24 protein-coding genes are annotated in these 25036 nt (G+C 70.6%); 11 read left to right on the top strand and 13 right to left on the bottom strand.

The features are described from left to right. Nucleotides 1–21: 21 nt before the first annotated feature. From BJY17_RS12700 to BJY17_RS12690, 3 genes are read right to left on the bottom strand one after another with little or no spacing between them, the layout of a single operon-like run. A complete protein-coding gene (locus BJY17_RS12700) occupies nt 22–1329 on the bottom strand; it encodes an extracellular solute-binding protein (RefSeq protein WP_179551663.1) in 1308 nt (435 codons plus the stop codon). 54 nt (nt 1330–1383) lie between these two features. Further along, a complete protein-coding gene (locus BJY17_RS12695; protein WP_179551662.1) occupies nt 1384–2241 on the bottom strand; it encodes a carbohydrate ABC transporter permease in 858 nt (285 codons plus the stop codon). Continuing rightward, the gene (locus BJY17_RS12690; protein WP_246303728.1) at nt 2238–3071 is read right to left on the bottom strand and encodes a carbohydrate ABC transporter permease; all 834 of its coding nucleotides are present in this window, start codon (nt 3069–3071) and stop codon (nt 2238–2240) included. The genes BJY17_RS12695 and BJY17_RS12690 overlap by 4 nt, the downstream gene beginning before the upstream one ends. A 339-nt stretch (nt 3072–3410) precedes the next feature. Here BJY17_RS12690 and BJY17_RS12685 point away from each other — a divergent pair, with 339 nt between their 5' ends. The 4 genes from BJY17_RS12685 (at nt 3411) to BJY17_RS12670 (ending at nt 9496) form a co-directional block, all read left to right on the top strand. Continuing rightward, on the top strand, nt 3411–4214 hold the full coding sequence (locus BJY17_RS12685; protein ID WP_179551660.1) for an IclR family transcriptional regulator: 804 nt from the start codon (nt 3411–3413) through the stop codon (nt 4212–4214). A gap of 104 nt (nt 4215–4318) precedes the next feature. After that, a complete protein-coding gene (locus BJY17_RS12680; protein WP_179551659.1) occupies nt 4319–5479 on the top strand; it encodes a mandelate racemase/muconate lactonizing enzyme family protein in 1161 nt (386 codons plus the stop codon). 79 nt (nt 5480–5558) lie between these two features. After that, nucleotides 5559–7913 (top strand): arylsulfatase, encoded by a 2355-nt coding sequence (locus tag BJY17_RS12675; protein WP_179551658.1) that lies wholly within the window; start codon nt 5559–5561, stop codon nt 7911–7913. Between the two features lie 149 nt (nt 7914–8062). Further along, complete coding sequence (locus BJY17_RS12670) at nt 8063–9496, top strand: pyridoxal phosphate-dependent decarboxylase family protein (RefSeq protein WP_179551657.1); 1434 nt, start codon at nt 8063–8065, stop codon at nt 9494–9496. Between the two features lie 53 nt (nt 9497–9549). Here the strand turns inward: BJY17_RS12670 and BJY17_RS12665 are convergent, their stop codons facing one another. The 3 genes from BJY17_RS12665 to BJY17_RS12655 all read right to left on the bottom strand — a co-directional run bounded on the left by BJY17_RS12665 (nt 9550) and on the right by BJY17_RS12655 (nt 11941). Next, nucleotides 9550–10473 (bottom strand): BadF/BadG/BcrA/BcrD ATPase family protein, encoded by a 924-nt coding sequence (locus BJY17_RS12665; RefSeq protein WP_179551656.1) that lies wholly within the window; start codon nt 10471–10473, stop codon nt 9550–9552. Nucleotides 10474–10524: 51 nt separating this feature from the next. Then, a complete protein-coding gene (locus BJY17_RS12660) occupies nt 10525–10764 on the bottom strand; it encodes a hypothetical protein (RefSeq protein ID WP_179551655.1) in 240 nt (79 codons plus the stop codon). Nucleotides 10765–10828: 64 nt separating this feature from the next. Then, nucleotides 10829–11941 carry a phospholipase D-like domain-containing protein gene (locus tag BJY17_RS12655; protein WP_179551654.1) on the bottom strand — a complete coding sequence of 371 codons (1113 nt, stop codon included), beginning with the start codon at nt 11939–11941 and terminating at the stop codon, nt 10829–10831. A 249-nt stretch (nt 11942–12190) separates the two neighbouring features. Between BJY17_RS12655 and BJY17_RS12650 the strand changes: the two genes are divergently transcribed. Beyond that, on the top strand, nt 12191–13075 hold the full coding sequence (locus tag BJY17_RS12650) for a carbohydrate kinase family protein (protein ID WP_179551653.1): 885 nt from the start codon (nt 12191–12193) through the stop codon (nt 13073–13075). Nucleotides 13076–13153: 78 nt separating this feature from the next. Then, nucleotides 13154–13498: a cupin domain-containing protein gene (locus BJY17_RS12645; RefSeq protein ID WP_179551652.1), complete on the top strand. Its 345-nt coding sequence runs from the start codon at nt 13154–13156 to the stop codon at nt 13496–13498. A gap of 88 nt (nt 13499–13586) precedes the next feature. Here the strand turns inward: BJY17_RS12645 and BJY17_RS12640 are convergent, their stop codons facing one another. Both BJY17_RS12640 and BJY17_RS12635 read right to left on the bottom strand, forming a co-directional pair. Continuing rightward, nucleotides 13587–14249 carry an NADPH-dependent F420 reductase gene (locus BJY17_RS12640; RefSeq protein ID WP_179551651.1) on the bottom strand — a complete coding sequence of 221 codons (663 nt, stop codon included), beginning with the start codon at nt 14247–14249 and terminating at the stop codon, nt 13587–13589. Between the two features lie 53 nt (nt 14250–14302). Then, nucleotides 14303–16663 (bottom strand): LLM class flavin-dependent oxidoreductase, encoded by a 2361-nt coding sequence (locus BJY17_RS12635; RefSeq protein WP_322789827.1) that lies wholly within the window; start codon nt 16661–16663, stop codon nt 14303–14305. 57 nt (nt 16664–16720) lie between these two features. Between BJY17_RS12635 and BJY17_RS12630 the strand changes: the two genes are divergently transcribed. Then, nucleotides 16721–17128, top strand: coding sequence for a winged helix-turn-helix transcriptional regulator (locus tag BJY17_RS12630; RefSeq protein ID WP_246303727.1), 408 nt, complete (start codon nt 16721–16723; stop codon nt 17126–17128). A 7-nt stretch (nt 17129–17135) separates the two neighbouring features. Here BJY17_RS12630 and BJY17_RS12625 read toward each other — a convergent pair whose 3' ends face one another. The 4 genes from BJY17_RS12625 to BJY17_RS12610 all read right to left on the bottom strand — a co-directional run bounded on the left by BJY17_RS12625 (nt 17136) and on the right by BJY17_RS12610 (nt 20725). Continuing rightward, entirely contained in the window at nt 17136–17618 is a 483-nt protein-coding gene (locus tag BJY17_RS12625) for a hypothetical protein (RefSeq protein ID WP_179551650.1), read from the bottom strand. A gap of 126 nt (nt 17619–17744) precedes the next feature. Beyond that, nucleotides 17745–18662 (bottom strand): DNA-3-methyladenine glycosylase family protein, encoded by a 918-nt coding sequence (locus tag BJY17_RS12620; RefSeq protein WP_179551649.1) that lies wholly within the window; start codon nt 18660–18662, stop codon nt 17745–17747. Between the two features lie 85 nt (nt 18663–18747). After that, a complete protein-coding gene (locus BJY17_RS12615) occupies nt 18748–19194 on the bottom strand; it encodes a DUF2871 domain-containing protein (RefSeq protein ID WP_179552866.1) in 447 nt (148 codons plus the stop codon). 103 nt (nt 19195–19297) lie between these two features. Further along, a complete protein-coding gene (locus BJY17_RS12610; protein WP_179551648.1) occupies nt 19298–20725 on the bottom strand; it encodes a cellulase family glycosylhydrolase in 1428 nt (475 codons plus the stop codon). Between the two features lie 45 nt (nt 20726–20770). On the opposite strand from BJY17_RS12610, the gene BJY17_RS12605 reads away from it, so the two are divergent. Continuing rightward, on the top strand, nt 20771–21397 hold the full coding sequence (locus BJY17_RS12605; protein ID WP_179551647.1) for a hypothetical protein: 627 nt from the start codon (nt 20771–20773) through the stop codon (nt 21395–21397). Between the two features lie 15 nt (nt 21398–21412). Here BJY17_RS12605 and BJY17_RS12600 read toward each other — a convergent pair whose 3' ends face one another. After that, nucleotides 21413–21994: a TetR/AcrR family transcriptional regulator gene (locus tag BJY17_RS12600; protein ID WP_307837094.1), complete on the bottom strand. Its 582-nt coding sequence runs from the start codon at nt 21992–21994 to the stop codon at nt 21413–21415. A 73-nt stretch (nt 21995–22067) separates the two neighbouring features. On the opposite strand from BJY17_RS12600, the gene BJY17_RS12595 reads away from it, so the two are divergent. The 3 genes from BJY17_RS12595 to BJY17_RS12585 all read left to right on the top strand — a co-directional run bounded on the left by BJY17_RS12595 (nt 22068) and on the right by BJY17_RS12585 (nt 25021). Continuing rightward, a complete protein-coding gene (locus BJY17_RS12595) occupies nt 22068–23147 on the top strand; it encodes an SDR family NAD(P)-dependent oxidoreductase (RefSeq protein WP_179551645.1) in 1080 nt (359 codons plus the stop codon). After that, a complete protein-coding gene (locus BJY17_RS12590) occupies nt 23144–23998 on the top strand; it encodes an SDR family oxidoreductase (RefSeq protein WP_179551644.1) in 855 nt (284 codons plus the stop codon). The genes BJY17_RS12595 and BJY17_RS12590 overlap by 4 nt, the downstream gene beginning before the upstream one ends. A gap of 96 nt (nt 23999–24094) precedes the next feature. Then, the gene (locus BJY17_RS12585) at nt 24095–25021 is read left to right on the top strand and encodes a S41 family peptidase (protein ID WP_179551643.1); all 927 of its coding nucleotides are present in this window, start codon (nt 24095–24097) and stop codon (nt 25019–25021) included. Nucleotides 25022–25036: the final 15 nt, after the last annotated feature.

Here is a 25036-nt window from a genome sequence, read left to right as displayed (position 1 = left end):
GCAGGCGGCCGGCGATGGTGCTCACGCGTTCGCGTCGAGCAGGTCCTGCACTTCCTTCTTCAGGGAGTTGAGGCCGGACTGCACGTCGACCTGGCCCGCGAGGATGTTCGCGACACCCGCGCCGATCGCGGTGTCGATCTGCGCGGTCACGGGCACGCGGTCCCACGCGGCGCCGCGTGCATGCTCGGAGACCTCGGTGCGGAACGCGTTCTGGAACTTGTCGGCGGCCAGCTCGGGGATCTGGTCGGCGACCGACTTCGCGGCCGGCGCCACGGCCGACTGCTTGTAGAAGGCCGTCGCGGCCTCGACGTTCGTCGCCGCGTAGGTGATGAAGTCGCGGCTCGTGAGCTCGCCTTCGCCTGCACTCGCGAAGAGGCCGCTGCCCCATGCGCGGTTGTACGACTCCTTGCCGCCGGCGGTGGGCCGGGAGATCGCGCCGATGTTGTCGATGATGTTCTGGGCGGCTCCGTTGGTCTTCACGAAGGTCGAGGCGAGTGGTGCATCGTCGTAAAGGGCCGCGCGGCCGCTCGCGAACAGGATGCGCGCGTCGGCGCGGGCCACGTTCGCCTGGGTCAGGCCCTCATCCTGCAGCGACTTGTACCAGGTGATCGCCTTCACGCTCTCCTTGTCGCCGATCGTGCACTCGAAGTCGTCGGTGACGACCGGGCTGCCGAAGCCCCACATCCAGTGCGTGGCGTCCTTCAGGTCGGGGTTCTTCGTGACCGCCGCGTACGGGATCAGGGAGGAGTCCTGCGACTTGATCTTCTCGAGCGCGGTCGCGAACTGCTCGATCGTCATGCCCGACTTGATGCCGACGCTCTTGGCGATCTCGCCGTTCGTGATGATGCCGATGCCGGCGGCGGTGAGCGGCATCACGAGGAGCTTGCCGTCCATCGTGTAGGAGTCGAGCACGCCCTGCGGGATGCCGAGCCCCTTGGCGAGGTCGGTGAGGTCGGCGAGCACGTTCATCGGCGTGAGCACCTGCCATCCGCCCGACTGCCCGACGCCCAGGAGCTTGCCGGCGCGACCGGTGAGGGCGAGCTGGGTCGCCGCCTGGTCGTAGGGGTAGATGACGGGCGAGACCGTGACGCCCTCCTCGGCGGAGAAGTCGTCGAGCACGGCCTGCCAGGCGGGCTTCAGGGCCTCCTCGCCGAGCGAGTTGCCGTAGAAGTTGATCGTCTTGGCCTTGGTCGCGGCGTTGGCGCCGGCAGTGGCTCCCGGCGCCGCCGGGGTGGCGCAGCCCGCGAGGGCGAGTGCGCCGAACGCGGCGAATGCAGTGCCTCCGCCGATGAAGGCGCGGCGGCTGAGCTGCGAGGTCGAGATGTTCATGGGGACTGCTCCTTCGTCGGGGTGTGGGTTCGATGCGGTTCGGTGGATCACGGGCTACCCCTTCACCGCCCCCGACGCGAGGCCGGAGACGAAGTAGCGCTGGAGGAGGATGAAGATGATGCAGAGCGGCAGCGACGTGATGAGGGATGCCGCCATGAGTGCCGGCCAATCGGCCGTGCCGTCGCGGATGAACGCCTGGGTGAGGCCGGCAGGCAGCGTCTGATTGTCGGGCCCCGCGAGCGTGAGCGCGAAGAGCAGGTCGCTCCAGCCGCGCATGAAGGCGAACATCGCCGCCGTGATGAGGCCGGGCACGATGAGCGGGAAGACGATCTGGAACATCGTCGAGACGCGCGAGAGCCCATCGACCTTCGCGGCTTCGAGGATGTCGTCGGGCAGGCCGTCGATGATGCCCTTCAGCAGGAAGACCACGAGTGGCAACGTGAACGTGGTGAACGAGATGATGAGCGCCGTGTAGGTGTAGAGCAGGTTCACCGAGCTCAGCATCAGGTACAGCGAGATGAGCAGCAGAGCGCCCGGGATGAGCTGCCCGATGAGGAACATGAACATGATCGCGTTGCGCCCCGAATAGCGGAACTTCGAGAGCGAGTAGGCCATGAAGGCGCCCACGAGCACGGCGAGCACGGCCGTGCCGGTCGAGACGATGAAACTGTTCTTGAGGTTCTGCAGCAGCAGATCGTTCTGGAAGAACCCGATGAAGTTCTCGAGCGTCGGGTCGACCGGGAAGAGCGGCCGGTCGAGCGCGAAGACGGCCTCCTTCTTCATGAACGCCGTCGCCGTCAGCCAGTAGACCGGCAGCAGCCCGAAGAGGGCGAGGAGGATGAGTCCGATACGCCCCGGGATCGACAGTCTCGGGCGAACGATCGCCTCTCCGATGTCGCGGCCGTGACTCATCGCTTCTCCAGACGTCGGTTGAGCAGCAGGTATGCGCTCGAGATGATCGCGAGGAGGATGAGCCAGAGCACACCCATTGCGGATGCCTTGCCGAGCTCGTAGCTGCCGAACGCGAGTTGATAGAGGCTGACGGCGAGCGTCGTGGTCGAGTCCCCGGGCCCGCCGCCCGTCATCACGAAGATCGTGTCGAAGTTGCCGAAGTTGTAGATGAACTCGAGGGTCGCCACGAGCGCGACGGGGCCCACGATGTGCGGCAGCGAGATGTAGCGGAAGCGCTGCGAGCGCGTCGCCCCGTCGATCGTCGCGGCCTCGAGCTGCTCGGCCGGCAGCGTTTGCAGCACCGAGAGCGCGACGACCATGATCCAGGGGAACGAGTGCCACGTCTTCGCGATGACGACCGCCGCCATCGCCCCGGTGGGGTTGCCGAGCATGCTCACCTCGGGCAGGCCCACCATGGTCAGCAGGTGGTTCAGCACGCCGTAGCTGTCGTTGAAGATCCACGCCCAGAGGAACGAGACGACGACGCCGGGCAGGAGCCACGGCAGCATGAGGGTGCCGCGCAGGATGTTGCGTCCGCGGATGCGTGCGTTCAGGAGCACGGCGAGGGCCACGCCGAGGAGCACGGGGAAGATCGTCGCGAGCGTCGCGAAGGTGAGCGTCGTGCCGAGGCGCGCCATGAACTCGCCGAAGATCGCCGTGTAGTTGTCGAAGCCGACGAAGGTGCGATCGGGGCGCAGCAGCGACTGGTCGTAGAGACTCGTGCCGATGCTCGAGATGAGCGGATAGATGGCGATCACGAGGAAGAGCAGGACCGCGGGGAGTGCGATCATGAATCCGAAGGTGCGATCCTTCGCGCCCAGTGTCGTTCGCCGCCCGGATCGCGGCTCGGTCGTCTCGCGTGTCGCGGGCCGGTCGAGTATGGCTTGCTGCATTGCGTTCACTTCCCGAGAGGTGGCGACCCTTCATCAGGGCCCCTGTGCGTCGTCGTCACAAGTCGTCAACGCTGACGTGCGGCCAGTAAACCACAATGCGGATTCGAAATCCACAAAATGCATAACTCACCCATATTTGGATTGCCTCGGCCGATTCCGCTCACTACACTGACGGCAATGGCGCAGCCCGAGCGGGTATGCAACGACGCGCGGCAACTGCATTGAGAAGGAGTCCCGATGGCATCGGAATCGGTCGGCGGCACACAGACGGTCGAACGGGCCATGTCCCTGCTCGCCTGTTTCACCGAGGAGTCGGGCGAGCTCCGAGTGTCGGAGCTCTGCGCGCTCACCGGACTCGGCCAGTCCACCGTGTCGCGCATGATGTCGGCGCTCGACCGCATGCGGTTCGTCGTGCAGGACGACCGTACGGGCCTCTACCGGCTCGGCCCGGCCGCCGTCTCCCTCGGCACGATCGCACTCAACGGCTCCCCGATCTTCCGCGCCTCGCGACAGATCGCCCAGAACCTCGCGCACCGGCTCGGCATCGGCGTCAACGTCGCCGAGCTCAGCGGCTTCACGTTCACCTACCTCTGCAACTTCGAGGGCGCGCTCGCACCGAAGTCGTTCGCGATGGCTGGCCGCACCGCACCGCTGCACGCAACCGGACTCGGCAAGGCGCTGCTGTCGGGCATGCCCGCCAAGCGCGTCGACGAGTACTTCGAGAACACGCCGCAGCGGTACACGCCGCACACCATCGTCGATCGCGACGCCATGCAGGTCGCCCTCGACGAGACCCGCAGCCGCGGCTACGCGACCGAGATCGAGGAACTCGCCTTCGGACGGGCGTGCATCGCCGCACCCATCCGCGACCGCGCGGGCGAGATCGTCGCCGGCCTGTCCGCGAGCGGACCGCTCTCGGTGCTCGACCTGCAGGCCCCCCACCAGGAGATCGCGCTGCAGGTGATCGAGGCAGCCGACGAGATCTCCGTCGCCCTCGGCTACAGCGCCTCCCACTCCGCGACGGCGTTCGCGTCCCTCTGAGCCCCCGCCGCGACGGCGTTCGCGGCACACCGCCCCCAGCCTGAACCCCCACGCCGCGGCATCCGTCGGCGGCGTTCTCGATCCCTCTCGTCACTGGAGACCCTGTGAGAATCGCGCGCGTCCAAACGTTCCCCCTCTTCATCTCGAAGGAGGATGCCGAAGACTCCTACGCGGGCGAGGCGGCGGTCGAGCACCGCGGCTACATGATCCGGCCGCCGTGGCGGAGCCTCTACTCCCCCGGCTACGAGACGCTCATCGTGAAGATCGAGACCGACGACGGCCTGGTGGGCTGGGGCGAGGGCCTCGCGCCCGTCGCCCCCGAGGTCGCGGCGGCGATCGTCGACCACCTGCTCACTCCGCTCATCATCGGTGAGGACCCGCGCTCGGTGCGCACCCTCTGGCACCGGATGTCGGAGTCGATGCGCGAGCGCGGGCACCTCACGGGGCACCAGGCCGACGCCATGGCCGCCGTCGACATCGCGCTGTGGGACCTCTGGGGCAAGGCGACCGGGCTCTCGGTTTCCGAGCTCGCGGGCGGGCGGTTCGCCGACGTGCTGCCGACCTACGTGTCGGGCGTGCGCGGCGCCGACGACGCCGAGATCGCCGAGAAGACCGCCGTGCTCGTCGAAGCCGGCGTGCGCCGGTTCAAGATGCACCTCGGCACCGACCTCCGCACCGACCTCGCGACCTTCGATGCCGTCAACGGCGCGCACCCCGACCTGCAGGTCGCACTCGACGCGCACTGGAGCTACCGCCTCGGCGAGGCGAAGGCCCTCGGCCGCGAACTCGACGAACGCCACGCCTGGTTCTTCGAGGCGCCGCTCGCTCCCGAAGACGTCGAGGGCCACCGCGACCTCGCGGCATCCATCGAGACCCCCGTCGCAGTCGGCGAGGCGATGCGCAGCCGATTCGAGTTCACCGACTGGCTGGCACGCCGGGCAGTCGGCCTGACCCAGCCCGACATCGGCCGCACGGGCATCACCGAGGGCATCGCGATCGCGGCCATCGCCGACGCCTTCCACGCGCAGGTGGCACCGCATCACTCCGCCGCGTTCGGCATCGCGATGGCCGCCGGCCTCCACGTCGCCGCGAGCTCGCCGTCGCTCCTCGCCTTCGAGTACCAGCCGCTCACCCTGCCGGTCGCGAACCGGATCCTCACGACCCCGCTCGAGGTCGCGCCCAACGGTGACTTCACGGTGCCGACGGGGCCCGGCCTCGGCGTGAGCGTCGACGAGGACTTCGTGCGGGAGTTCGTGCGCCGCTGAGCGGCACTCCCCCTCATGCGCGGCATGGCTGCGATGATCGAGGAGCGCGACGACACCCGCCGCGCATGAGGGGGAACAGATGAACGACGTCCGACCGGGATCCGTGCTTCCCGTGCCCGACCGCGCCTACCAGGGGCCGGTCGCGTACGACGCGAAGAAGCTCGACGAGAAGTTCCCGCCCATCGAGCCGGCGAGGCCGCCTGCCCAGGCGCCGAACGTGCTCGTGATCCTGCTCGACGACGTCGGCTTCGGGGCATCCAGTGCCTTCGGCGGCCCCATCCACACGCCGACCGCCGAACGCCTCGCCGGCGAGGGCCTGCGCTACTCGCGGTTCCACACCACCGCGCTCTGCTCGCCGACCCGCGCAGCGCTGCTCTCCGGCCGCAACCACCACGCCGTCGGCATGGGCCACATCACCGAGACCGCGACGCCCGCCCCGGGCTACCGCTCGACGCGCCCGAACACCGCGGTGCCGCTGCCCGAGATCCTCCGCCAGAACGGGTACAACACGGCCCAGTTCGGCAAGTGCCACGAGGTGCCGGTGTGGGAGTCGGGCCCGACCGGCCCGTTCGACCACTGGCCCGCGCAGAGCGGCTTCGAGCGCTTCTACGGGTTCATCGGCGGCGAGACGAACCAGTACACGCCGGCGCTCATCGACGGGCTCACCGCGATCGCGCCGCCGACCGACCCCGACTACCACCTCATGCCCGACCTCGCCGACAAGGCGATCGACTACGTGCGCCAGCAGCAGAGCCTGACGCCCGACAAGCCCTTCTTCGTGTACTTCGCGCCGGGCGCGACGCACGCACCGCACCACGTGCCGAAGGACTGGATCGCCAAGTACGAGGGGAAGTTCGACCTCGGCTGGGACGCGCAGCGCGAGCAGACCTTCGCCCGGCAGAAGGAGCTCGGCGTCATCGCCGCCGACTCCGAGCTGACGGCCCGCCCCGAGGGCCTGCCCGCCTGGGACGACGTGCCCGACGAGCAGAAGCCCGTGCTCGCCCGCCAGATGGAGGTCTACGCAGCCTTCCTCGAGTACGCCGACCACCACACCGGTCGCGTGATCGACGCGCTCGAGGAGCTCGACATCCTCGAGGACACGCTGATCTACTACATCATCGGCGACAACGGCGCCTCGGCCGAGGGCGGCATCAACGGCGCCTACATGCTGACCACGGCCTCCAACGGCGGCGGCCAGTTCGAGACCGTCGACTTCTGGAAGGAGCACCTCGACAAGGTCGGCGGCCCCGAGGCGTACAACCACTACTCGGTCGCCTGGGCGCACGCGATGTGCACGCCCTACCAGTGGACCAAGCAGGTCGCCTCGCACTACGGCGGCACCCGCAACGGCACGATCGTGCACTGGCCGAGCCGCATCCAGGCCAAGGGCGAGGTGCGCGAGCAGTGGCACCACGTCATCGACCTCGCGCCGACAGTGCTCGACGTGGCCGGCCTCGCCGAGCCGCACACGTTCAACGGCGTCACGCAGGAGCCGATGCACGGCGTCTCGATGGCGTACAGCTTCGACGATGCATCCGCCGACGAACGCCACACGACGCAGTACTTCGAGCTCATGGGAAACCGCGGCATCTACCACCGCGGCTGGACCGCGGTCACGAAGCACCGCACCCCGTGGGACGTGGTGTCGAAGGCCCCCGACTTCTCGCTCGACGTGTGGGAGCTCTACGACACGACGACCGACTGGACGCAGGCGAAGAACCTCGCCGATGAGCAGCCCGAGAAGCTCGCCGAGCTGCAGCGGCTCTTCCTCATCGAGGCGGCCCGCCACAACGTGTTCCCGATGGACGACCGCGCCGCCGAGCGCATGAACCCCGAGATCGCCGGCCGGCCGACGCTCGTGAAGGGCGACCGGCTGCGGCTCTACCCCGGCATGGTGCGCCTCGGTGAGAACGTCGCGATCAACGTGAAGAACCGCTCGTTCTCGGTCACGTCCGAGGTGGTCGTGCCCGACGACGGCACGCTCGAGGGCGCGATCGTGGCGCAGGGCGGCCGCACGGGCGGCTGGTCGTTCTTCGCCGAAGACGGCAAGCTCGGCTTCCACTACAACTACTGCGGCCTGCAGCGCTCGACCACCCTGTCGGACGCCCCGATCGGCGCGGGTGAGCACCAGGTGCGGGTCGAGTTCGCCTACGACGGCGGCGGCATCGGCAAGGGCGGCGACGTCACGCTCTTCATCGACGGCAAGGCGGTCGGCACCGGGCGCGTCGAGCACACGCACGCGCTCTACTTCTCGTTCGACGAAGGTCTCGACACCGGCTGCGACACCGGCATGCCGGCGTACGAGGGCTACAAGGTGTGGGGCGGCGCGTTCAGCGGCACGCTGCAGTGGGCCGAGGTCGCACTCGGGGTCGACGACCACAACCACCTCGTCGACCCCGAAGAGCACCTGCAGGCGGCGTTGCGTCACCAGTAGCAACCGTTGCGTTCGCGCGCCGCTTTCTGCATGGAAGCGGCGCGCTACGCAGGAATCGTGACGCTTCTTTGCGGTTTCGCCGAGATATGTGAAACTTTCCCGTGGCCCTCCGGCGACCCGGTTCGGCCGAGCCGAAAGGGAACCTCCGGATGCACCGCACAGAACTCGACCTCGACGCGAACGAGCCGCGCGACCCCGCGACCCGCATGCACTCGACCAGCGACGAGACGAGCCACCTCGTCGACCTCGTGCTCGCGTACTCGCGCCGCCGCATCCTGAGCGACGACACCCCGCTCGACAAGCCCGTGACCGAGCCCGAGCTGCGCCGCCTCGCCGGCCGCACGATCGACGAGCAGGGCATCGGCGCCGCCCGCGCCCTCGCGCTCTTCGAGCACGTGCTCGCCCCGGCCTGCATCACGACCGACCACCCGCAGTACCTCTCCTTCATCCCGACGGCGCCGACGAAGGCCGCCACGGCGTTCGACCTCGTGGTCTCGGCGAGCGCCCTCTACGGCGGCTCCTGGCTCGAGGGCGCCGGCGCGGTCTACGCCGAGAACGAGGTGCTGTCGTGGCTCGGCCGCGAGTTCGGCCTCCCCGCGGGCTCGGGCGGCGTCTTCGTGCAGGGCGGCACGCTCGGCAACCTCTCGGCCCTCGTCGCGGCCCGCGAGGCCGCGCGTCACCGGCTGAGCGACGGTGCAGCGGATGCCGCGGTGCCCGCGCCGCCCGGCGGCCGCTGGAAGATCGCGTGCAGCGCAGAGGCGCACTCCTCGATCGCCTCGGCGGCCCGGGTGATGGACGTCGACGTGGTGCCCGTGACCCCAGCCGGCGACGGCATGCTGCGGGGCGACGACGTGCGCGCGGCACTCGAGGAGCACGGGGCATCCGTCTTCGCGGTCGTCGCGACCGCGGGCTCGACGAACTTCGGCATCGTCGACGACCTCGACTCGATCGCCGAGCTGAAGCGCGAGTTCGACTTCTGGTTCCACGTCGACGGCGCCTACGGCCTGGCCGGCATGCTCTCGCCGCTCGCGCGGCACCGCTTCGCGGGCGTCGAGCACGCCGACTCGGTGATCGTCGACCCGCACAAGTGGCTCTTCGCCCCGTTCGACGCGTGCGCGCTCATCTACCGCGACCCCGAGCAGGGGCGCCGCGCGCACACGCAGCACGCCGAGTACCTCGACACCCTCACCGAGGGCGGCGACTGGAGCCCGTCGGACTACGCCGCGCACCTCACGCGGCGTGCTCGCGGACTGCCGCTGTGGTTCTCGCTCGCGACGTACGGCGGCACCGCGTACCGCGAGGCGATCTCGAGCTCGATCGCCCTGGCGCAGCGGATCGCCGACGAGATCGAGGGCCGCGAAGGACTCAGCCTCGTGCGGTCGCCGCAGCTCTCGGTCGTGGTGTTCGAGCGCGACGGCTGGACCAAGGCCGACTACGACGCGTGGTCGGCGCGCCTCCTCGACGAGCAGCGGGCATTCGTGACGCCGAGCTCGCACGCGGGCCGGCCGAACACGCGCTTCGCGATCGTGAACCCGAACACGACGTTCGAGCACCTCGTCGCGATCCTCGACACGATGTACTGATTCGGGCGCCGGCTCAGGTCGGACTCGCGCCCCCGCGCTCTGCGCGCGACGCGTCAGGCGCGGGCGACGGCGATGTGCGCCGCGAGCGCGCTCGTCGGCGCGACATCCGCGAGCGCCGCGGCGCCGTCGAGCGGGTGCGCCTCGCCGAGCCGGATCTCGGCGCCCGGGATCTCGGCGGTGATCGCGGCGACGAACTCGCGTCCGAGCGCCTCGCCCAGGAAGAGTCCGCCGACCCCCCGCACGTGCGAATCGGGAACGTCCGACTCGCCGACGCGGCGGAGGCCTGCGAACGCCGACGCAGCGAGCTCGCGAGCTCCGTTCGTGATGATCGACTCGGCGACCGCGTCACCGGCGGCGGCGGCGTCGGCGACCGCGCGCGCGTAGGAGGCGATGCGCTGCACGCGACCGAGATCGGCCTGCAGCTCGATGTAGGCGGCCTCGAGGTCGGGGAAGTCCGCCCGCACGACGTCGGTCAGCGCGGTCGCGGCGCCGCGACCGTCGTGGGCTCGCATGACCGCTTCGAGTCCGGCTCGGCCGAGCCAGTACCCGCTGCCGGAGTCGCCCATGATGTAGCCCCACCCGTCGACGCGGGCGATCTCGGTCGCGCCCACGGCGAGCGTCACGACGCCCGTGCCCGCGGCGACCACGACGCCGCGTTCATCGCCGAGCGCGCCGAGGTACGCGGTGATCGAGTCGTGGGCGAGGTGCACGCTGCGGGCGCCGATCGGCGCTGCGGCCGCGAGCAGGTAGCCGGCATCGGACTCGTCGTCGGTCAGGCCCGAGACGCCGAGCCCGACACGTTCAGCGGCGCGGCCGCCCTCGTGCGCCTGCTCGATGATGCGTGCCAGCTGCGGCAGCAGCGGCAGGTCGGTGCGGATGCCGGGGGCCGACCATTCACCGGAGCCCGAGGCATCCGTGTGCCTGACCTTGATGCCCGACTGGCCGGCGTCGATCGCGAGAGTGCTCGTCGAATTCACGGCTGCGACGCTACCAGTTGGGCAGCGTCGCAGATGCTGCGGACTCCGCTCCTACGACGGCTGGACGGCTGCCGGAGGTTCGGTGGCCATCGGGCCGTCGGGTCCCGCCGACGCCTCGGCGAGCAACAGCTCGGTCTGCACCGTGCGCCAGCGAGCGTTGGCGCTCAGTGCCCTCGCGGCGGCGAGCAGCAGCACGATGAGGCAGACGAGCGCCGTGAGCAACGCGAGCGCGAAGAGCACCCAGGCGATCGGGTACATCCAGGACATGCTGTAGCTCACGACGTCGTACATCCCTCGACCGTAGCGGGCCGCCCCGGCCCATCTGGGTCCGATTCGGGTCTGTGGAGAACTCGCCCTACGGGGAGACCGGCACCGGCGCCGAGAGGTCGTCGATGATGCGGTCGATCTCGGTGAGCGCGTAGCGGGCGAGCGCGCGCTGCGCGACATCCGCTGCGCTGCCCGGCTCCTCCTCGAGGTCGCCGATCACGATGATGTTCTCGTCGTTCAGGGTGTTGGCGGGCGCCGTGTAGTTGAAGCTGCCGACGATGATGAGCCGCTCGTCGATGACCATGAGCTTGTGGTGGAGCTTGCGCACGCCCGTGTTGCGCCGGTTCGCGAAGAGCTCGACGTCACCGCGGCCCAGGCCGCTCGTCGCCGCCCACTTCGCGGCGCCCTGGTCGCGGTCGAGCACGCCGCGGATGCGGGGGACGAGCGGGCGCAGCCGGATCATGGTGTCGTCGATGCCGGATGACTGGGCGAAGGTGAACATCGCGAAGTCGATCGAGTCCTTCGCCTTCAGCATCTGCTTCATGATCTCCATCTCGGGGCCGTGCCGCGGGGCGAAGAGGGGCTTCACCCGCACCTCGGGCAGGCCGAACTCCTTGGGCTTCGGCTCGACGCGCTCGTGCAGGTCGCCGAACGTGCCCGAGCGCATCCGCTCGAATTCGCGCAGGTACTCGGTGGCCGCGAGCTGGCCGGTCAGCACGACGACGTGGTTGAGGTTCTGGCCCGCCCCGATGCCGACCTCCTCGTTCTTCCCCGTGTCGGTGAGCGTGAAATTGGTCGAGCCCGTGAGCACCGCGGCGGTCGGCTTGCCCGAGTCGCGCACGATGAACTTCTGGTGGAAGATCTTCGGGTTCAGGTCGCTGATCACGTCGACGCGGGCCTTCAGGAGGGCACCCTGGATGACGCGGTTCTCCTCGTGGGCGCCGGTGACGCCCCACGGGTCGTCGAGCGCCTTCTCCTCGGTCAGGTAGTCGCCCTCGAGGATGACCCGCACGCGCACCCCGCGCTGCTTCGCCGCGAGGATCGCCCGGGCGATCGGTCGCGAGTCGATCTCCTGCACGGCGATCGCGAGGCTGTGCTGCGCACCGTCGATGAAGTCGCGGATCGCCAGGTCGAGATCGTCGGGACCGCCGACCGCGGTCGGCCCCATGTAGAGCTCCACTCCCCCGATGCCGACCGACATGGCGCGCTCCTCTCGTGAGTGTTCCTCATGATGAGCGTCGACCTCGCGACACGACGCGGCATCAGTGCCCGCCCGGAACCCGTCGTCAGGCCGCGGCTGAGGACCCGATGGGCGCCCGAGTGCTGCTGGCGATGGGAGACGGAGGGACTCGGGCGCCCATCGGGTCCTCACGTGGTGGTACCGGCGCGCTGGCGCGGCGGCTGGCGGCTGGCGGCTGGCGGCCGGTGGCCGCCGCTACGCTGGCCAACCATGAGCGCACCCATCGTCATCTCGGGCCCGGCCGCCTGGAACCGCATCGTCTACCTCGAGCAGCTGCCCGAGCCGGTGCCCCACATGCAGTTCGCGCTCGACGACTACGAGACGATCGGCGGCACCTCGGCCGGCAAGGCGCTCGGACTCGCGGGCCTCGGCAGGCCCGTGCTGCTGCACGCCCTCATCGGCGACGATGACGAGGGCCGCCGCGTGCAGGGCGCGCTCGAGGCATCCGGTGTCGCGCTCGCGAGCCTCGCCGTCGCGCGCACCGAGAGCCACCTGAACCTCATGACCCGGCAGGGCGAGCGCGTCTCCCTCTACCTGAGCGCGCCCGCCGACCCGGGCACGCCGCCGTCGGCCGAACTGGCGCAGGCGATGGCGGATGCCCCGGCGATCGTGCTCGATCTCTCCGAACGTTCGCGCGGGCTCATCGGCGCGGCGCGGGCGACCGGCCGGCCGATCTGGACCGACATCCACGACTACGACGGCAGCGCCGACTTCCACCGCCCGTTCATCGAGGCCGCCGACTGGATCTTCATGAACGCCGACCGCATCGGCGACGACCCGCGACCGTTCATGGCGGAGTGCGTGCGCGGCGGGGCATCCGTCGTCGTCTGCACGCTGGGGGCGCAGGGCGCGATCGCGGTCTCTCGCGACGAAGGTGACGACAACGACGACGAGCGGATGTCCCTGACCGAGGTCGCTGCGGTGCCCGTCGAGGTGCTCGACACCAACGGGGCCGGCGACGCGTTCATGGCCGGAGTGCTCGACGCCCACCTCGGCGGAGCTGCGCTCGAGGATGCGCTCGAGGCGGGCGCCCGGCATGCTGCGACGGTGCTCACGACGCGCCACCTGCACCCGGCGCTCGACCGAGTGCTCTGAACGCCGCCTCGCATCGCGAGGCATGCGGCCGGGCGGCGCCGGGTGTACCGTGTGCCTCGCGAAGGCGAGGAGCACACCATGGTTCTGATGCACCAGCGCAGCGGCACCGCCGAAGACGACGTCTACTGGCATGAATCGATCGAGGGCGCGTCGATCGGCTCCGACGTGTCGCTGATCCTCACGTACAGCTCGAAGGACGGCTCGGGACCGCGGTTGCACCGGCATCCGTATTCCGAGACGTTCGTCATCCGCCACGGGCGCGCGCTGTTCACCGTCGGCGACGAACAGCTCGAGGCGGTCGGCGGTCAGGTGCTCGTCGTGCCGGCGCAGACGCCGCACAAGTTCGTGGTCATCGGGCCCGAGGCCATGATCTCGACGCACATCCACGCGAGCCCGACGTTCATCACCGAATGGCTCGAGTGACCAGTGGCTCGAGTAGCGGTCTCGACAGGCTCGACCCGTAGAGCGAGGTGTGCGGGTCGAGCCTGCCGAAACCCCCGTGGCCGCGTGATCACGCGGCGATGGATCGCTCCGCGCGTGCCAGGTTCGCCACGAGCTCTTCGCGGTTCTGCGGCGTGACGTACGCCGGCTGGTCGCGCTCGGCACGCCAGCTCTCGGCGAGCGTTCCGATGACGACCGAGTCGAAGCCGAGGTCGTCGAACAGTGCGGTGACGAGCTCTGCGGCGTCATCGAAGTCGCTCGCGGTCGACAGCGCTCGGCGACCGGGCGTTCCGGCGGGAGTCCCGTCGGTGAGGATCGCCGCTGCGGCGATGTTGTTGAAGCCCTTCGCGACCTTCGAGTCGGGCAGGTGCGCCTGCAGCAGCCCAGAGACCGTCGCCGCACCGGAGTCGAGCTCGGCGATGCGACCGTCGCGCTCCCAGTAGTAGTTGTTCGTGTCGATCACGACCTTGCCGGCGAGCGGCTCGACCGGGATGTCGCGGTACGCCTTCAACGGCACGGTCACGATGACGAACTCCCCCGCCTCGGCCGCCTCGGCCGGGGTGCCGGCCGTCGCGTTCGGGCCGAGTTCGGCGACGAGCTCGGTGAGCGTCTCGGGGCCGCGCGAGTTCGCGATGGTCACGCGGTGGCCGAGCTCGACGAGCTGTCGAGCGAGGGTGCCGCCGATGTTGCCGGCGCCGATGATTCCGATGTCAGTGGGAGCGAGATTCGTCATGCTCGGATGCAACGCGTCCGCCGCGGTTTGATTCCGGCCGATGACGAATCATGTCACGCGGGCTCGATGTTCGCGTTGTCGCGGAACACGTTGCCGGGGTCGACCTCGCCCTTGATCGCACGCAGCCGCTCGAGGGTCGCCGGCGGGTACGCCGCGGTGACGGACGACGGCCCCACCTCGGTCTCGAAGCTCACGTAGGAGCCCGAGAAGTGCGGCGCCATGAGCTCATCCCATCGCTCGCTCGTCCGGTGCCGGCTCGAGCCGAACGCGACGACCGAGAACTCGGCCGATCGATGGGCGAAGGCCGTGGCATCCGCCGGCACGTCGTGCACGGCGCCGCCGACGGCGCGCAACTGGAAGAAGTAGGTCGCCCCGCTCGCGATGAATCGCGCGGCGTCGGCCGCGAACTCCGGAGTGATGCGGCCGATCAGGCCGGTGCGTGCGGTCGGCTCCCCCTCGGCACCGTGACTGCCGTCGGCGGCGTTCGACATGATCGACTCGTAGGTCGTGAGCCGCACGTCCTGACCGATGAGCGGTGCGACCTCGGCGAGGGGCTGCAGCCTCGCGATGACGGTGTCGGGGTCGTCGGAGTCGATCACCGCCATCACCTGCGCGACGGGCGGCTCGCCGGGGCGGGAACCCCCCATGAGCAGGAAGCTCGTGACGTCGCGCGGCGAGTCGACGACCCAGTCGCCCCAGGCCTGCAGGAACCCGGCGGTGTCGCTCGCGTCGAACGCGAGCTGCGCGAAGCCGAGCGGGCCGACCTCGTCGACCTCGAACTCGAAGGCGGTGACGATGCCCATGTTCGCGCCGGCGCCGCGAACGGCCCAGAAGAGATCGGGATGCTGCGTGGCATCCGCTCGCACGATGGAGCCGTCGGCCAGCACCATCTCCACGGCGCGCACATGGTCGATCGTGAGCCCGTGCTCGCGCACGAGCCAGCCGATGCCGCCCGCCGTCGCGAGTCCGCCGACGCCGACACCGCCGTAGTCGCCCGAGGAGAGCGCCCAGCCGTGCGGCGCGAGGAAGGCTGCGACGTCCTGCCAGCGCGCACCCGCCTCGACGCGCACGAGCCGGTTCGCCTCGTCGAGCACCTCCATGGCGTTCAGCCGCGAGATGTCGATGACGATGCCGCCGTCGTTCGTCGAGCGGCCGCTGATGCCGTGGCCGCCGCTGCGCACGCCGAGCGGCACGTCGGGGTTCGCACGCGCGAAGTCGACCGCCTCGGCGACCTGGGCGGCATCGGCCGGGCGCAGCACGAGGCCGGGCGCACCGCCGCGCATGTACGTCGACTTCACCCGCACGTAGCCGGAGTCGCCGGGTTCGATCGCGTCCGCCGCGAGCGAGGCGGGCACCGCGTCGTAGTCGATGCCGTCGCGCCGCTTCGCGCGCACCGTCGAGTTGCGCACAACGCTGGTCCCCGAGCCCGTCGAAGGGCCCCCGTCGGACAGCGCGATCGAGTCCGCGGATGCCGCGGCATCCGCTGTTCGCAGCTCTCGTGCGACCGCTTCGCGAAGGGCCGGCGCGACCTCCTCGGCGAAGTGCACGATCGTGCCGGGGTCGTCGCTCGCGAGGATGAAGGTGCCCACCCCGTCGTCGATCACGTAGGGCAGCAGCTGCTCGACCCACTGCGCGGCCGGGCCGCTGAGGAATCCGCCGCCCGCCCCGCCGAACCGGCCGCCGATGTTGACCATCCGCCGGATCTCGCGGGGGTCGCGCCCTGCCGCGATCGCGGCCTCGTCGATGCGGGCATTGCCCGCCGCGTAGTCGCCGGGCTGCATGTACCCGAGCGAGGGCAGCCAGCCGTCGCCCTTGCGCCCGATGAGGCGCAGCATGCGCGGCTTCAGGGCGCCGATGATGATCGGGATGTTGTGGGCCGGCGCCGGCCCGCGCTTCGCGCCGTCGACCCGGTAATACGTGCCGTCGATCTGGAACCTCGCGCGCTCGCCCTGGTCCCAGATGCCGCGGATCACGTCGATACCCTCGGAGAGCGCGTCGACCGCCTGCCCGGGGGTGAGCCTGCGGCCGCCCATCGCCTCGATCGCATCCCAGAATCCGCCGGCGCCGAGGCCGAGCTCGAAGCGTCCGCCCGAGAGCAGGTCGAGGCTCGCGGCCGCGCGGGCGAGCACGGCCGGAGGTCGCAGCGGCAGGTTCGCGACGTTGGCCGCGAGGTGGATGCGCTCGGTGCGGGCGGCGACCCAGGTGAGCAGCGTCTGCGTATCGTGGAACGCCGGCTGGTACGGGTGATCCTGGAACGTGACGAGGTCGTAGCCCGATGCCTCGCTGAGCTCCGCGAGTCGCACGGCGAACTGCGGCGGGTCGTTCTTCGGCGTGATGAAGGTGCCGAACTGCAGTTCGTGGCCGTAGTGCATCGTGCTCCGATCGATCGCGGGCGCACGGGCGTGCTGCGCCACTCCCCCATCCTGAACCACGGACGACACTGGTGCATTCCGGGAGTAAGCTGCTTACCTATGGTTAGCAATGACGCGGATGACGCGGCCGTCGCGATGCTCGACGAGCGGCGCGCACGCCTGCACGATCTCGGCCACATCGACGAGGCCGAGTGCCGGCGCTTCCAGACGACGGTCGAGTTCGCGGGGCGCAAGTGGAACGCGGCGATCCTGCTCGCGGGCGTGCGCGGGGCCCGCCGGTTCTCGGAGTACCGTGACGCCGTCACGGGCATCTCCGACCGACTGCTCGCCGCGCGCCTCAAGGAGCTCGAAGGCGAGGGCATCCTCGAACGACACGTGCGGGCGACGACGCCGGTGACGATCACCTACACGCCGAGCACGGCGGGGCTCCAGCTCATCGAGCTGCTGCAGCCGCTCGTCGAGTGGGGTCGCGCTCGGCCGGCCGAGGCGGAGCGCTCGGCCGGCTGAGGGCGGGTTACTTCTGGTCGGAGGCCTTGTCAGCCGCGGCGGATGCCTCTTCGGCGACGATCTCTTCTTCGACGACGGCGGGCGCCTCGGCGACCGGCGCGACGGCGGCATCCGCCGTGGCGTCGGCACGGGCGAGCTCAGCGTCGGCCTCGGCGTCGGCACGGGCGACCTCTGCCTCGAATGCGGCGTCCTCGGCGGCGAACGCCGCTGCGACCTCGGCAGAGGCGGAGCGGGCGCTCACGTGGGCGAGCGCGTGCACCGCGAGTGCGATGACCACGGCGAGTGCGCCGACCGCGAGCAGCAGGCCCGCGATCGTCGTGTTCGACTGCGCGCCGAGCAGGCCGGCGACGTCCTGCGAGCCCGAGGTGTAGAACTCGATCTGGGCTGCGGTCGACGAGCTCAGGAGCCAGTAGCCCCCGCCGATCAGCGCCAATGCCGCGACCCAGAGCAGGATCAGCGGCACGTTGACCTTGGAGGCTGTTGTATTCACGGTGTTTGTCCTTCGTAATCGGGAGAAGCCGGTTCGGCCTCAGGGCACGGTAATTGCTGAGCCTATGCGTGTCCTATGCGTCAAGGGAACATCCCCCGGGAGACCGGCGGCCCGCTCGGGGCCCGATCAGATCGCCCGATGGTCGACGAAGGCCATGCGCGGCCCTCGACGCGGGCGCCCCGGCACCCCTGCCGCGCCGAGCAGGCGCACCACCCGGTAGCGGTGACCGCGCCACGGTTCGAGGGTCTCGAGCATCTCGTCGTCGGTCATGTCGCGCCCGGCGAGCGCATGGCCGACGTAGTTCGCGAGGTGGTAGTCGCCGACCGAGACCGCATCGGCGTCGCCGAGCGCGCGCTGGGCGACCTCGGCGACGGTCCACGGGCCGACGCCGGGCATGAGGGTGAGGCGAGCAGCGGCATCCGCGGGGCTCATCGCGACGACGGCCTCGAGCCTGTCGGCGTAGCCCGCCGCGTTCTGCAGGGTGCGCGCCCGCTTGGGGTCGACGCCGGCACGGTGCCACTCCCAGCTCGGGATCGTGCGCCACGCCTCGGGCGACGGCACGACCCGCATCGGCCGCGGGGTGGGGCCGGGCGCGGGCTGCCCGAACCGGGTCACGAGTCGGCGCCACGAGTCGTGCGCCTGCAGCGTGATGACCTTCTGCTCGAGGATCGTCGCGGCCAGCGCCTCGAAGACCTGCGCCGTGCGCGGGATGCGCAGGCCGGGGTTGCGCCGGTGCGCGTCGTCGAGCAGCGGCAGCCTCGGCTCGAACCCGGTGGGATCGTCGGCGTCGCCGAGCAGCTCGGGCGCCTGCGCGACCGCCGCCCCCGCGCCCGGGCCCCAGGCCTCGCAGCGCAGCGTCTCGGCATCGGGCTGGGTCAACCGCAGGGTCGCGTCGCCCTCGGCGGTGCGCGTCGTGCGCCACACGGCGCCGGTCGCGTCGAGCGCGAACGCCGGGTCGCCGCCGCCGCGCCGCAGCGCGCCGAGCGTCTGCCGCAGGTCGGTCGGATGCCGCGGCCGCCAGCTGAGGGCATGGTCGGCGATCACGGCTCCAGTGTGACGCACGCAGCTGACAGCCACGACCGCATCCGGTCGTGGCTGTCGTGGCTGTCGTGGCGCGCGGCCGGTCGGGTTATTCGGCGGGAACCGCCGTGACCGACGGTGCGTCCTTCGGCGCCACGATGCGGCTCCGCAGCGCGAGGAACAGCAGCACCATTCCGGCGGTGAGTGCGATGTGGCCGAGGCCCGCGATGCCGGCGATCGCCGACGTCGACTCCTCGCCCATGACGGTGAGCGAGCCGTGCCAGGCGAGCATCGCGGAGGTCGCGAGCACGCCGGCGTTGTAGACCCAGAAGAACCACTCGAAGAGGTGGCTCTTGGAGATCACGAAGACCTTCTCGATGACGAGCACGATGAGCAGCACGATGAAGCCGAGCGTCAGCAGGTGCGTGTGCACGAGGCCGAGCTGGGTGAACTGTCCTTCGGGGAAGTCGTTGGCCTTCGTGAACTCGCGGTAGAAGAGGCCGGAGCCGACACCGAGGATCATGTACGCGAACGCTGCGTAGAACAGTTTCTGCATGGCGAGTCCCTTCGAGAAGTTGGCGAGGTGATCGAGCCTCACCTCGATGTTCCTCCGAACCGGTCCCGTGCCGCATCCAACGAAGGTTTGAACCTGCCCTCGGTCAGCTCGGTCGCACGACGACGGTCTGCTCGCCGTCGTCGCCGCCGTCGATCGTGAACCGCAGGATGCGGAGCTCTGGGTCCCACGAGACGAGCTCGCCGCCCTCGACGACGCCGCCGTCGGGGAAGCCCGCCGCCGGCAGGTAGACCTCGCTCGGCTCCGCACCGTCACCGGAGTCCGGCGTGACGGAGATCTCGAGCGAGTCGGGCCCGGAGTTCCACGTGTGCAGCTCTCCGGCGATCGCCCGCGGGTAGGGCCGGTCGAGCACGGTGATGAGGTTGCGCGGGGTGCCGTCGACCTCGTAGGGGCCCCATGACCCCGGGTCGCGCGACCAGTACGCGATGCCGATGCCCGAGGCATCCGACGTCGAATAGACGAGGTCGACGTAGTCGAGCGCTCCGGGCAGCGTCGTATCGAGACCGAACTCGCCGAGGATGATCGGCACGCCGCCGAGGGCCTCGGCCGTGCGCAGCGTGTTCGAACGCCACGCGGCGACCGTCGTCTCGACCATGTCGCGCGAGGGGCCGCTGAAGCCGTCGCCGAGATCCATCGGCAGGGGGTAGAGGTGCGGGCAGAAGGCGATGCGCGGGTCGCCCTCGCGCGGGTCGTCGACGGCGCCGAGCGCGCTCGGCAGCCCCCAGTTGAAGCCGAGCGCCTGGGGCTCGAGGCACGCCCACGAGTCCTGGTCGACCTCGCGGATCGCGTCGACGGTCTTCTGGTACAGCGCGGTCAGCGGCCCGGCCTCGAACGCGGGCCCCTGCACGGTGCCGCCGTACGGCTCGTTCATGAGGTCGTAGGCGACCACCGCGTCGTCGTCGGCGAAGCGCTCGGCGACGGCGCGCCAGGCGCCGGCGTAGTGGTCGGTGAGCTCGGGGTGCTCGCCGGTGGTGTTCCAGAAGTTGTCGAAGGCGTGGATCACGCCGGGCTCGAGGTAGTAGAGCTCCCACTGGTCGTGGTGGGCGACCGGGAAGCCGTCGAGGTAGGTCGCCCATTCGGGTGCGCCGTTGCCGTTGTCGCCCTCGGGCGTGATGCCGGAACCCCAGAGGTCCTGATGCATGTCGAGCATCACGTGGTAGCCGCGCTCCTCGTACCAGCCCACCCGCTCCTCGACATCGTCGAGGTAGCCCTGGTCGTAGTCGCCGGGGCTCGGTTCGACCTTGCGCCACGAGATGAGGAAGCGCACGAAGTTCGTGCCCATGTCGGCCTGCTCCTGCACGAGCTGGTCTTCCGTGAAGTCGGGCATGCCGTCGGGCACGCTCTTCGAGCTGCTCGCTGTGGAGAAGCCGTGCTGCACGAGCGCCCGACCGTCGCCGTCGGTGATGAAGGAGTCGGCCGGCGCCGGCCCCGGAGTGCGCATCGCCGCGGCTGCGCCGCCAACGACGAGCAGCACTCCCAACCCTGCAGCGATGGCGCTTCGAGCGGCGAACATCCGGTCCTCCTTGACGCATGTGAGGGGGAGGCTATCATCGATCGCATGCCGACTAGGACAGTTGACCCACATCGCCTTCGTCGAGTCGACTGGTCGGTGCTGGCGACGCTCGTCGCGCTCGCGATCCTGGTCGGCATCTGGCCGATCACCGGCGTGCTCACGACGTATGTCCCCCTGCTCGCCGTGCCCGCCGCAGCGGGGCTGCCCTACCTGATCCCCGCGCTGCGCCTGATGCCGCTCGGCGACACGACGTGGGCCTTCTGGTTCGCGGATGTCGCGGGGGTGCTCGTCATGCTCCTGACCGCGTTGGTCGTGCTCAGGGCGCCGAAGCGCCGGGCGGCTCTCGCCCCCCGCTCCGGCCGCGCGTTCGGCCGCGGCGTCTGGGTGACGACCGTCGCGGTCGTCGCGGGCAACCTCGTGCGCGGGGTGTTCACGAGCTTCATGGTGCACGCCGACCTCGGCACCTACCTCGGCACGCTCGCGGCGAACGTCGTGGTCTCCGCGATCACGGGCGCGCTGCTCGGCCTCGTCGTCGGTGCGGTCGCAGCGATCGTCGCGGCCACCGGGCGCCGCGCCGCCGCCGGCGACGGCGAAGAAGCGGATGCCGCGGCCTCGGCCGAGACGCACCCCGTCGAGCACGACGCCGACGCCGAGGCATCCGTCACCGCCTGAGGCGCGGCGCTCGCATCAGCGCGGCGCGAACGCCGCGTGGAAGATCGCCCAGGCGCGCTGCGCGACGGGTCGCCGATTCTCGGCCTCGGTGCGGGCGAGCAGGTCGGCGAGCATCGAGACGGCGAGCAGCACGTCGGCGTCTTCGACCGTGTCGCCGACGCGCCCGGCGGTGCGCTCGCGCGCGACGATCCCGCCGACGATGGCCGCGAGCCGCGAGCCGAGGTGCTCCACGCGTGCGTCGTGCTGGTGCTGCCAGATGAGGTCGATCAGCGCGGTCGAGACGACCGCCTGCCCGATGATCGCCTCGAGCAGGTCGTCGAGGGTCGCGTTCTCGGGCTCGACGGCGGCCTCGAGTTCGTCGATGTTCTCGTCGAAGACCGCGACCGCGAGCGCCAGGCGGTCGGGGAAGTGGCGGTAGAGACTGCCCTGGCCGACACCGGCCCGCTTGGCGATCGCGTTGAAGGGCGCCTGGAGCCCGTCGGCGGCGAAGACCTCTCGCGCGGCGGCGATGATCGCACGACGATTCCCGGGGCCGGCGCTCGGACCGCGATTGGCCTTGCGGGCGGCCTCGTGGATTCCCTTCCCACGTTCAGGCACGGATGTTACCTTACTACCGGACAAGGATGTCCGGTATGGGCTTCGCACCACATCGAAGAGAAGGAAACACGCCATGAACACCCCCAAGACCCTCTCGGGCGACGACTCGATCAAGACCTGGCTCGAGCACCCGGTCGGCGGCCCCATCATCCGCGACCTGCTCGCGCAGTCCGGCCAGAACCCCGACGTGCTGAAGCCCGTGCAGCGACTCGCGATCAAGCGACTCGTCAAGCTCAGCAAGGGCCAGTTCAGCCAGGAGATGGTCGACCAGCTCGTCGCGCGCGCGGCTGCCGGCGAGGTGCCGGCCGGCGCAGCGGACGCCGCCGTCGAAGCGCCCGAGCCCACCACCGAGTCGGCCGACGCCGACGCCGCACCCGAGGTCGAGCGCCCCGAGTGGGTCGAGCGCCTCGACCAGGGCCGCTTCGCCGGCAAGACCGTCATCGTCACCGGCGCCGGCTCGGGCATCGGCCGGGCCACTGCGTCGCGCGTCGCCCGGGAGGGCGGCCGTGTGATCGCCGTCGACGTCTCGCAGGAGCGCCTCGACGACTTCGCCTCGGAGCACGAAGGTGCCGAGATCGTGACCCTCGTGGCCGACATCACCGACGACGCGAAGGTCGCCGAGATCGTGGCCGCCGCCGGCGACCGCATCGACGGCCTCGCGAACATCGCCGGCATCATGGACGACATGACGCCGATCGGCGAGCTCACCGACGCCGTCTGGAAGCGCGTCTTCTCGGTCAACGTCGACGGCACCATGAAGCTCATGCGCGCCGTCGTGCCCGTCATGCTCGCCCGCGGCACCGGCTCGATCGTCAACACCGCCTCAGAGGCCGCACTCCGCGGCTCGGCAGCCGGCGTCGCCTACACCGCATCGAAGCACGCGGTCGTCGGCCTCACGAAGTCGACGGCGTTCATGTACGGCCCGAGCGGCCTGCGCGTCAACGCGGTCGCCCCTGGTGCGACCATCACGAACATCGAGGCGACCTTCGCCTCCCCGCTCGGCGCGGAGCGCGTGCGGCAGGCGATGGCGATCCTTCCGGATGCCGCGGAGGCCGAGGCCCTCGCCGCCTCGATCACCTTCCTGCTCAGCGACGACGGCGTGAACATCAACGGCGTCGTGCTCGCGAGCGACGGCGGCTGGTCGGCGGCATGACGTCGGCCACCGATCCCCGCACGCGCGACGTCCTCGTCGTCATCGGCGTCGGGGGCATGGGCGAAGCGATCGCCCGTCGCGAGGGCACGGGCCGCACGGTCGTGCTCGCCGACTTCAGCGAGGCTGCGCTCGACCGCGTCGGCGGCGCGCTGCGCGGCGACGGCTTCGAGGTCGTCACCCGCGTCGTCGACGTGTCATCGCGGGGTTCCGTCGCCGAGCTCGCGGATGCAGCGTCCGTGCTCGGCCGGGTGACCCAGGTCGTGCACACGGCCGGGCTCTCACCGGTGCAGGCAACGCGCGATGCGATCCTCGCGGTCGACCTGCTCGGCACCGCGCACGTGCTCGACGAGTTCGAACGGGTCATCGCCCCGGGCGGTGCGGGCCTCGTCATCGCGAGCATGGCCGGTCACTTCCTGCCACCGCTGCCGCCCGAGGTCTCGCACGCCCTCGCCACGACGCCGAGCGACGAGCTGCTCGCGCTCCCGGTGCTCGCCTCGATCGCCGAGCCCGCCTCGGCGTACTCGTTCGCCAAGCACGCCAACCACCTGCGGGTGCGCGCGGCGAGCGCCGGATGGGGTGCGAAGGGTGCACGCGTCAACAGCATCAGCCCCGGCGTCATCTCGACGCCGATGGGCCAACAGGAGCTCGCCGGCGAGTCGGGCGCCCAGATGCGCGCCATGATCGACGCCTCCGGCACGGGCCGAGTCGGCACCCCGTACGACATCGCGGATGCCGCGGCGTTCCTGCTGGGCCCCGATGCGAGCTTCGTCACGGGCACCGACCTGCTGGTCGACGGCGGCGTGGTCGCTGCGGTCAGCACCGGTCGCCTCGACCTGCGCCGCGGGCGGTAGGAAGCGCGCGTACGGAAGGCGGGGAGCGGGCGACCGCTCCCCGCCGTGATCATCCGCAGGGGTGACCTCTCCGACCCACCCCCGTACGATGCCGGGATGGGAACCACGCACCCTTCGAACTCCGACCTCGTCGACGCCGCGCTCGGCCACCTCGAACGCCTCTACGTCTTCCCCGAGGTCGCCGACACCACCAGTGCCGCGATCCGCGAGCTGGAGCAGGCCGGATCCTTCGCCGGCCTCGACGAGGCGGAGTTCTGCGCCCGGCTGACCGCCGAACTGCAGTCGCGCACGAACGACAAGCACCTGCGGGTGCGAGCGCGGATCCAGCCGCCCGCCGAGAATGCGGGGAGGAGCCAGGAGGAGGTCGTCGCCGCCCTCGTCGCGAAGTTCCGCGACGACAACTGGGGCATCGCGAAGGTCGAACGGCTCGACGGCAACATCGGCCTCATCGACCTCCGCATGATCGTGGACGCCTCCCTCGCCGGACCGGCGATCGCCGCCGCCATGGAACTCGTCTCCCGCACGGACGCGCTCGTCTTCGACCTGCGGGCCTGCCTCGGCGGTTCGCCGAACGCCGTGCAGTCGTGGATCAGCCACCTGACCGCCGACGACGAGACGCAGTTGAGCTCCGTGCAGGAACGCGAAGGCGCATCGCTGCGCCAGTACTGGACGCTCGCCGACGTCGCCGGGCCCCGCTACCTCGACCGCGACGTCTTCGTGCTGACGAGCGGAGCCACCTTCTCGGGTGCCGAGCAGTTCGGCTACGACCTGCAGGCGATCGGCCGCGCCACGATCGTCGGCGCCGCGACGGGCGGCGGGGCGCACCCCACCCGCTTCATCCCGATCTCCGACACGATCGAGATCACCGTGCCGTTCGCCCGCGCCGTCAACCCGGTCACCGGCACGAACTGGGAGGGCGTCGGCGTCGTCCCCGACATCGCGGTCGATCCCGCCGATGCGCTGCAGGCCGCGATCGACGAGGCCGGGCGACGAATCGGCGAGCGAGCCGCCGCGGCCGGCTGAACCCGGGCGGGCGGC

It is taken from the genome of Agromyces hippuratus, assembly GCF_013410355.1.
Lineage (GTDB): Bacteria > Actinomycetota > Actinomycetes > Actinomycetales > Microbacteriaceae > Agromyces > Agromyces hippuratus.
This window is presented reverse-complemented; position numbering and strand designations above follow the sequence as displayed.

Bases quoted from the DNA above. Each gene is read 5' to 3' on its own strand.
- BJY17_RS12605 (WP_179551647.1), top strand. From the start codon at position 20,771: ATGCCGACTAGGACAGTTGACCCACATCGCCTTCGTCGAGTCGACTGG.
- BJY17_RS12655 (WP_179551654.1), bottom strand. From the start codon at position 11,941: ATGTCGGTCGGCATCGGGGGAGTGGAGCTCTACATGGGGCCGACCGCG.
- BJY17_RS12695 (WP_179551662.1), bottom strand. From the start codon at position 2,241: ATGAGTCACGGCCGCGACATCGGAGAGGCGATCGTTCGCCCGAGACTG.
- BJY17_RS12690 (WP_246303728.1), bottom strand. From the start codon at position 3,071: ATGATCGCACTCCCCGCGGTCCTGCTCTTCCTCGTGATCGCCATCTAT.
- BJY17_RS12685 (WP_179551660.1), top strand. From the start codon at position 3,411: ATGGCATCGGAATCGGTCGGCGGCACACAGACGGTCGAACGGGCCATG.
- BJY17_RS12700 (WP_179551663.1), bottom strand. From the start codon at position 1,329: ATGAACATCTCGACCTCGCAGCTCAGCCGCCGCGCCTTCATCGGCGGA.
- BJY17_RS12615 (WP_179552866.1), bottom strand. From the start codon at position 19,194: ATGCAGAAACTGTTCTACGCAGCGTTCGCGTACATGATCCTCGGTGTC.
- BJY17_RS12675 (WP_179551658.1), top strand. From the start codon at position 5,559: ATGAACGACGTCCGACCGGGATCCGTGCTTCCCGTGCCCGACCGCGCC.
- BJY17_RS12650 (WP_179551653.1), top strand. From the start codon at position 12,191: ATGAGCGCACCCATCGTCATCTCGGGCCCGGCCGCCTGGAACCGCATC.
- BJY17_RS12595 (WP_179551645.1), top strand. From the start codon at position 22,068: ATGAACACCCCCAAGACCCTCTCGGGCGACGACTCGATCAAGACCTGG.
- BJY17_RS12640 (WP_179551651.1), bottom strand. From the start codon at position 14,249: ATGACGAATCTCGCTCCCACTGACATCGGAATCATCGGCGCCGGCAAC.
- BJY17_RS12610 (WP_179551648.1), bottom strand. From the start codon at position 20,725: ATGTTCGCCGCTCGAAGCGCCATCGCTGCAGGGTTGGGAGTGCTGCTC.
- BJY17_RS12660 (WP_179551655.1), bottom strand. From the start codon at position 10,764: ATGTACGACGTCGTGAGCTACAGCATGTCCTGGATGTACCCGATCGCC.
- BJY17_RS12630 (WP_246303727.1), top strand. From the start codon at position 16,721: ATGGTTAGCAATGACGCGGATGACGCGGCCGTCGCGATGCTCGACGAG.
- BJY17_RS12645 (WP_179551652.1), top strand. From the start codon at position 13,154: ATGGTTCTGATGCACCAGCGCAGCGGCACCGCCGAAGACGACGTCTAC.
- BJY17_RS12585 (WP_179551643.1), top strand. From the start codon at position 24,095: ATGGGAACCACGCACCCTTCGAACTCCGACCTCGTCGACGCCGCGCTC.
- BJY17_RS12590 (WP_179551644.1), top strand. From the start codon at position 23,144: ATGACGTCGGCCACCGATCCCCGCACGCGCGACGTCCTCGTCGTCATC.
- BJY17_RS12670 (WP_179551657.1), top strand. From the start codon at position 8,063: ATGCACCGCACAGAACTCGACCTCGACGCGAACGAGCCGCGCGACCCC.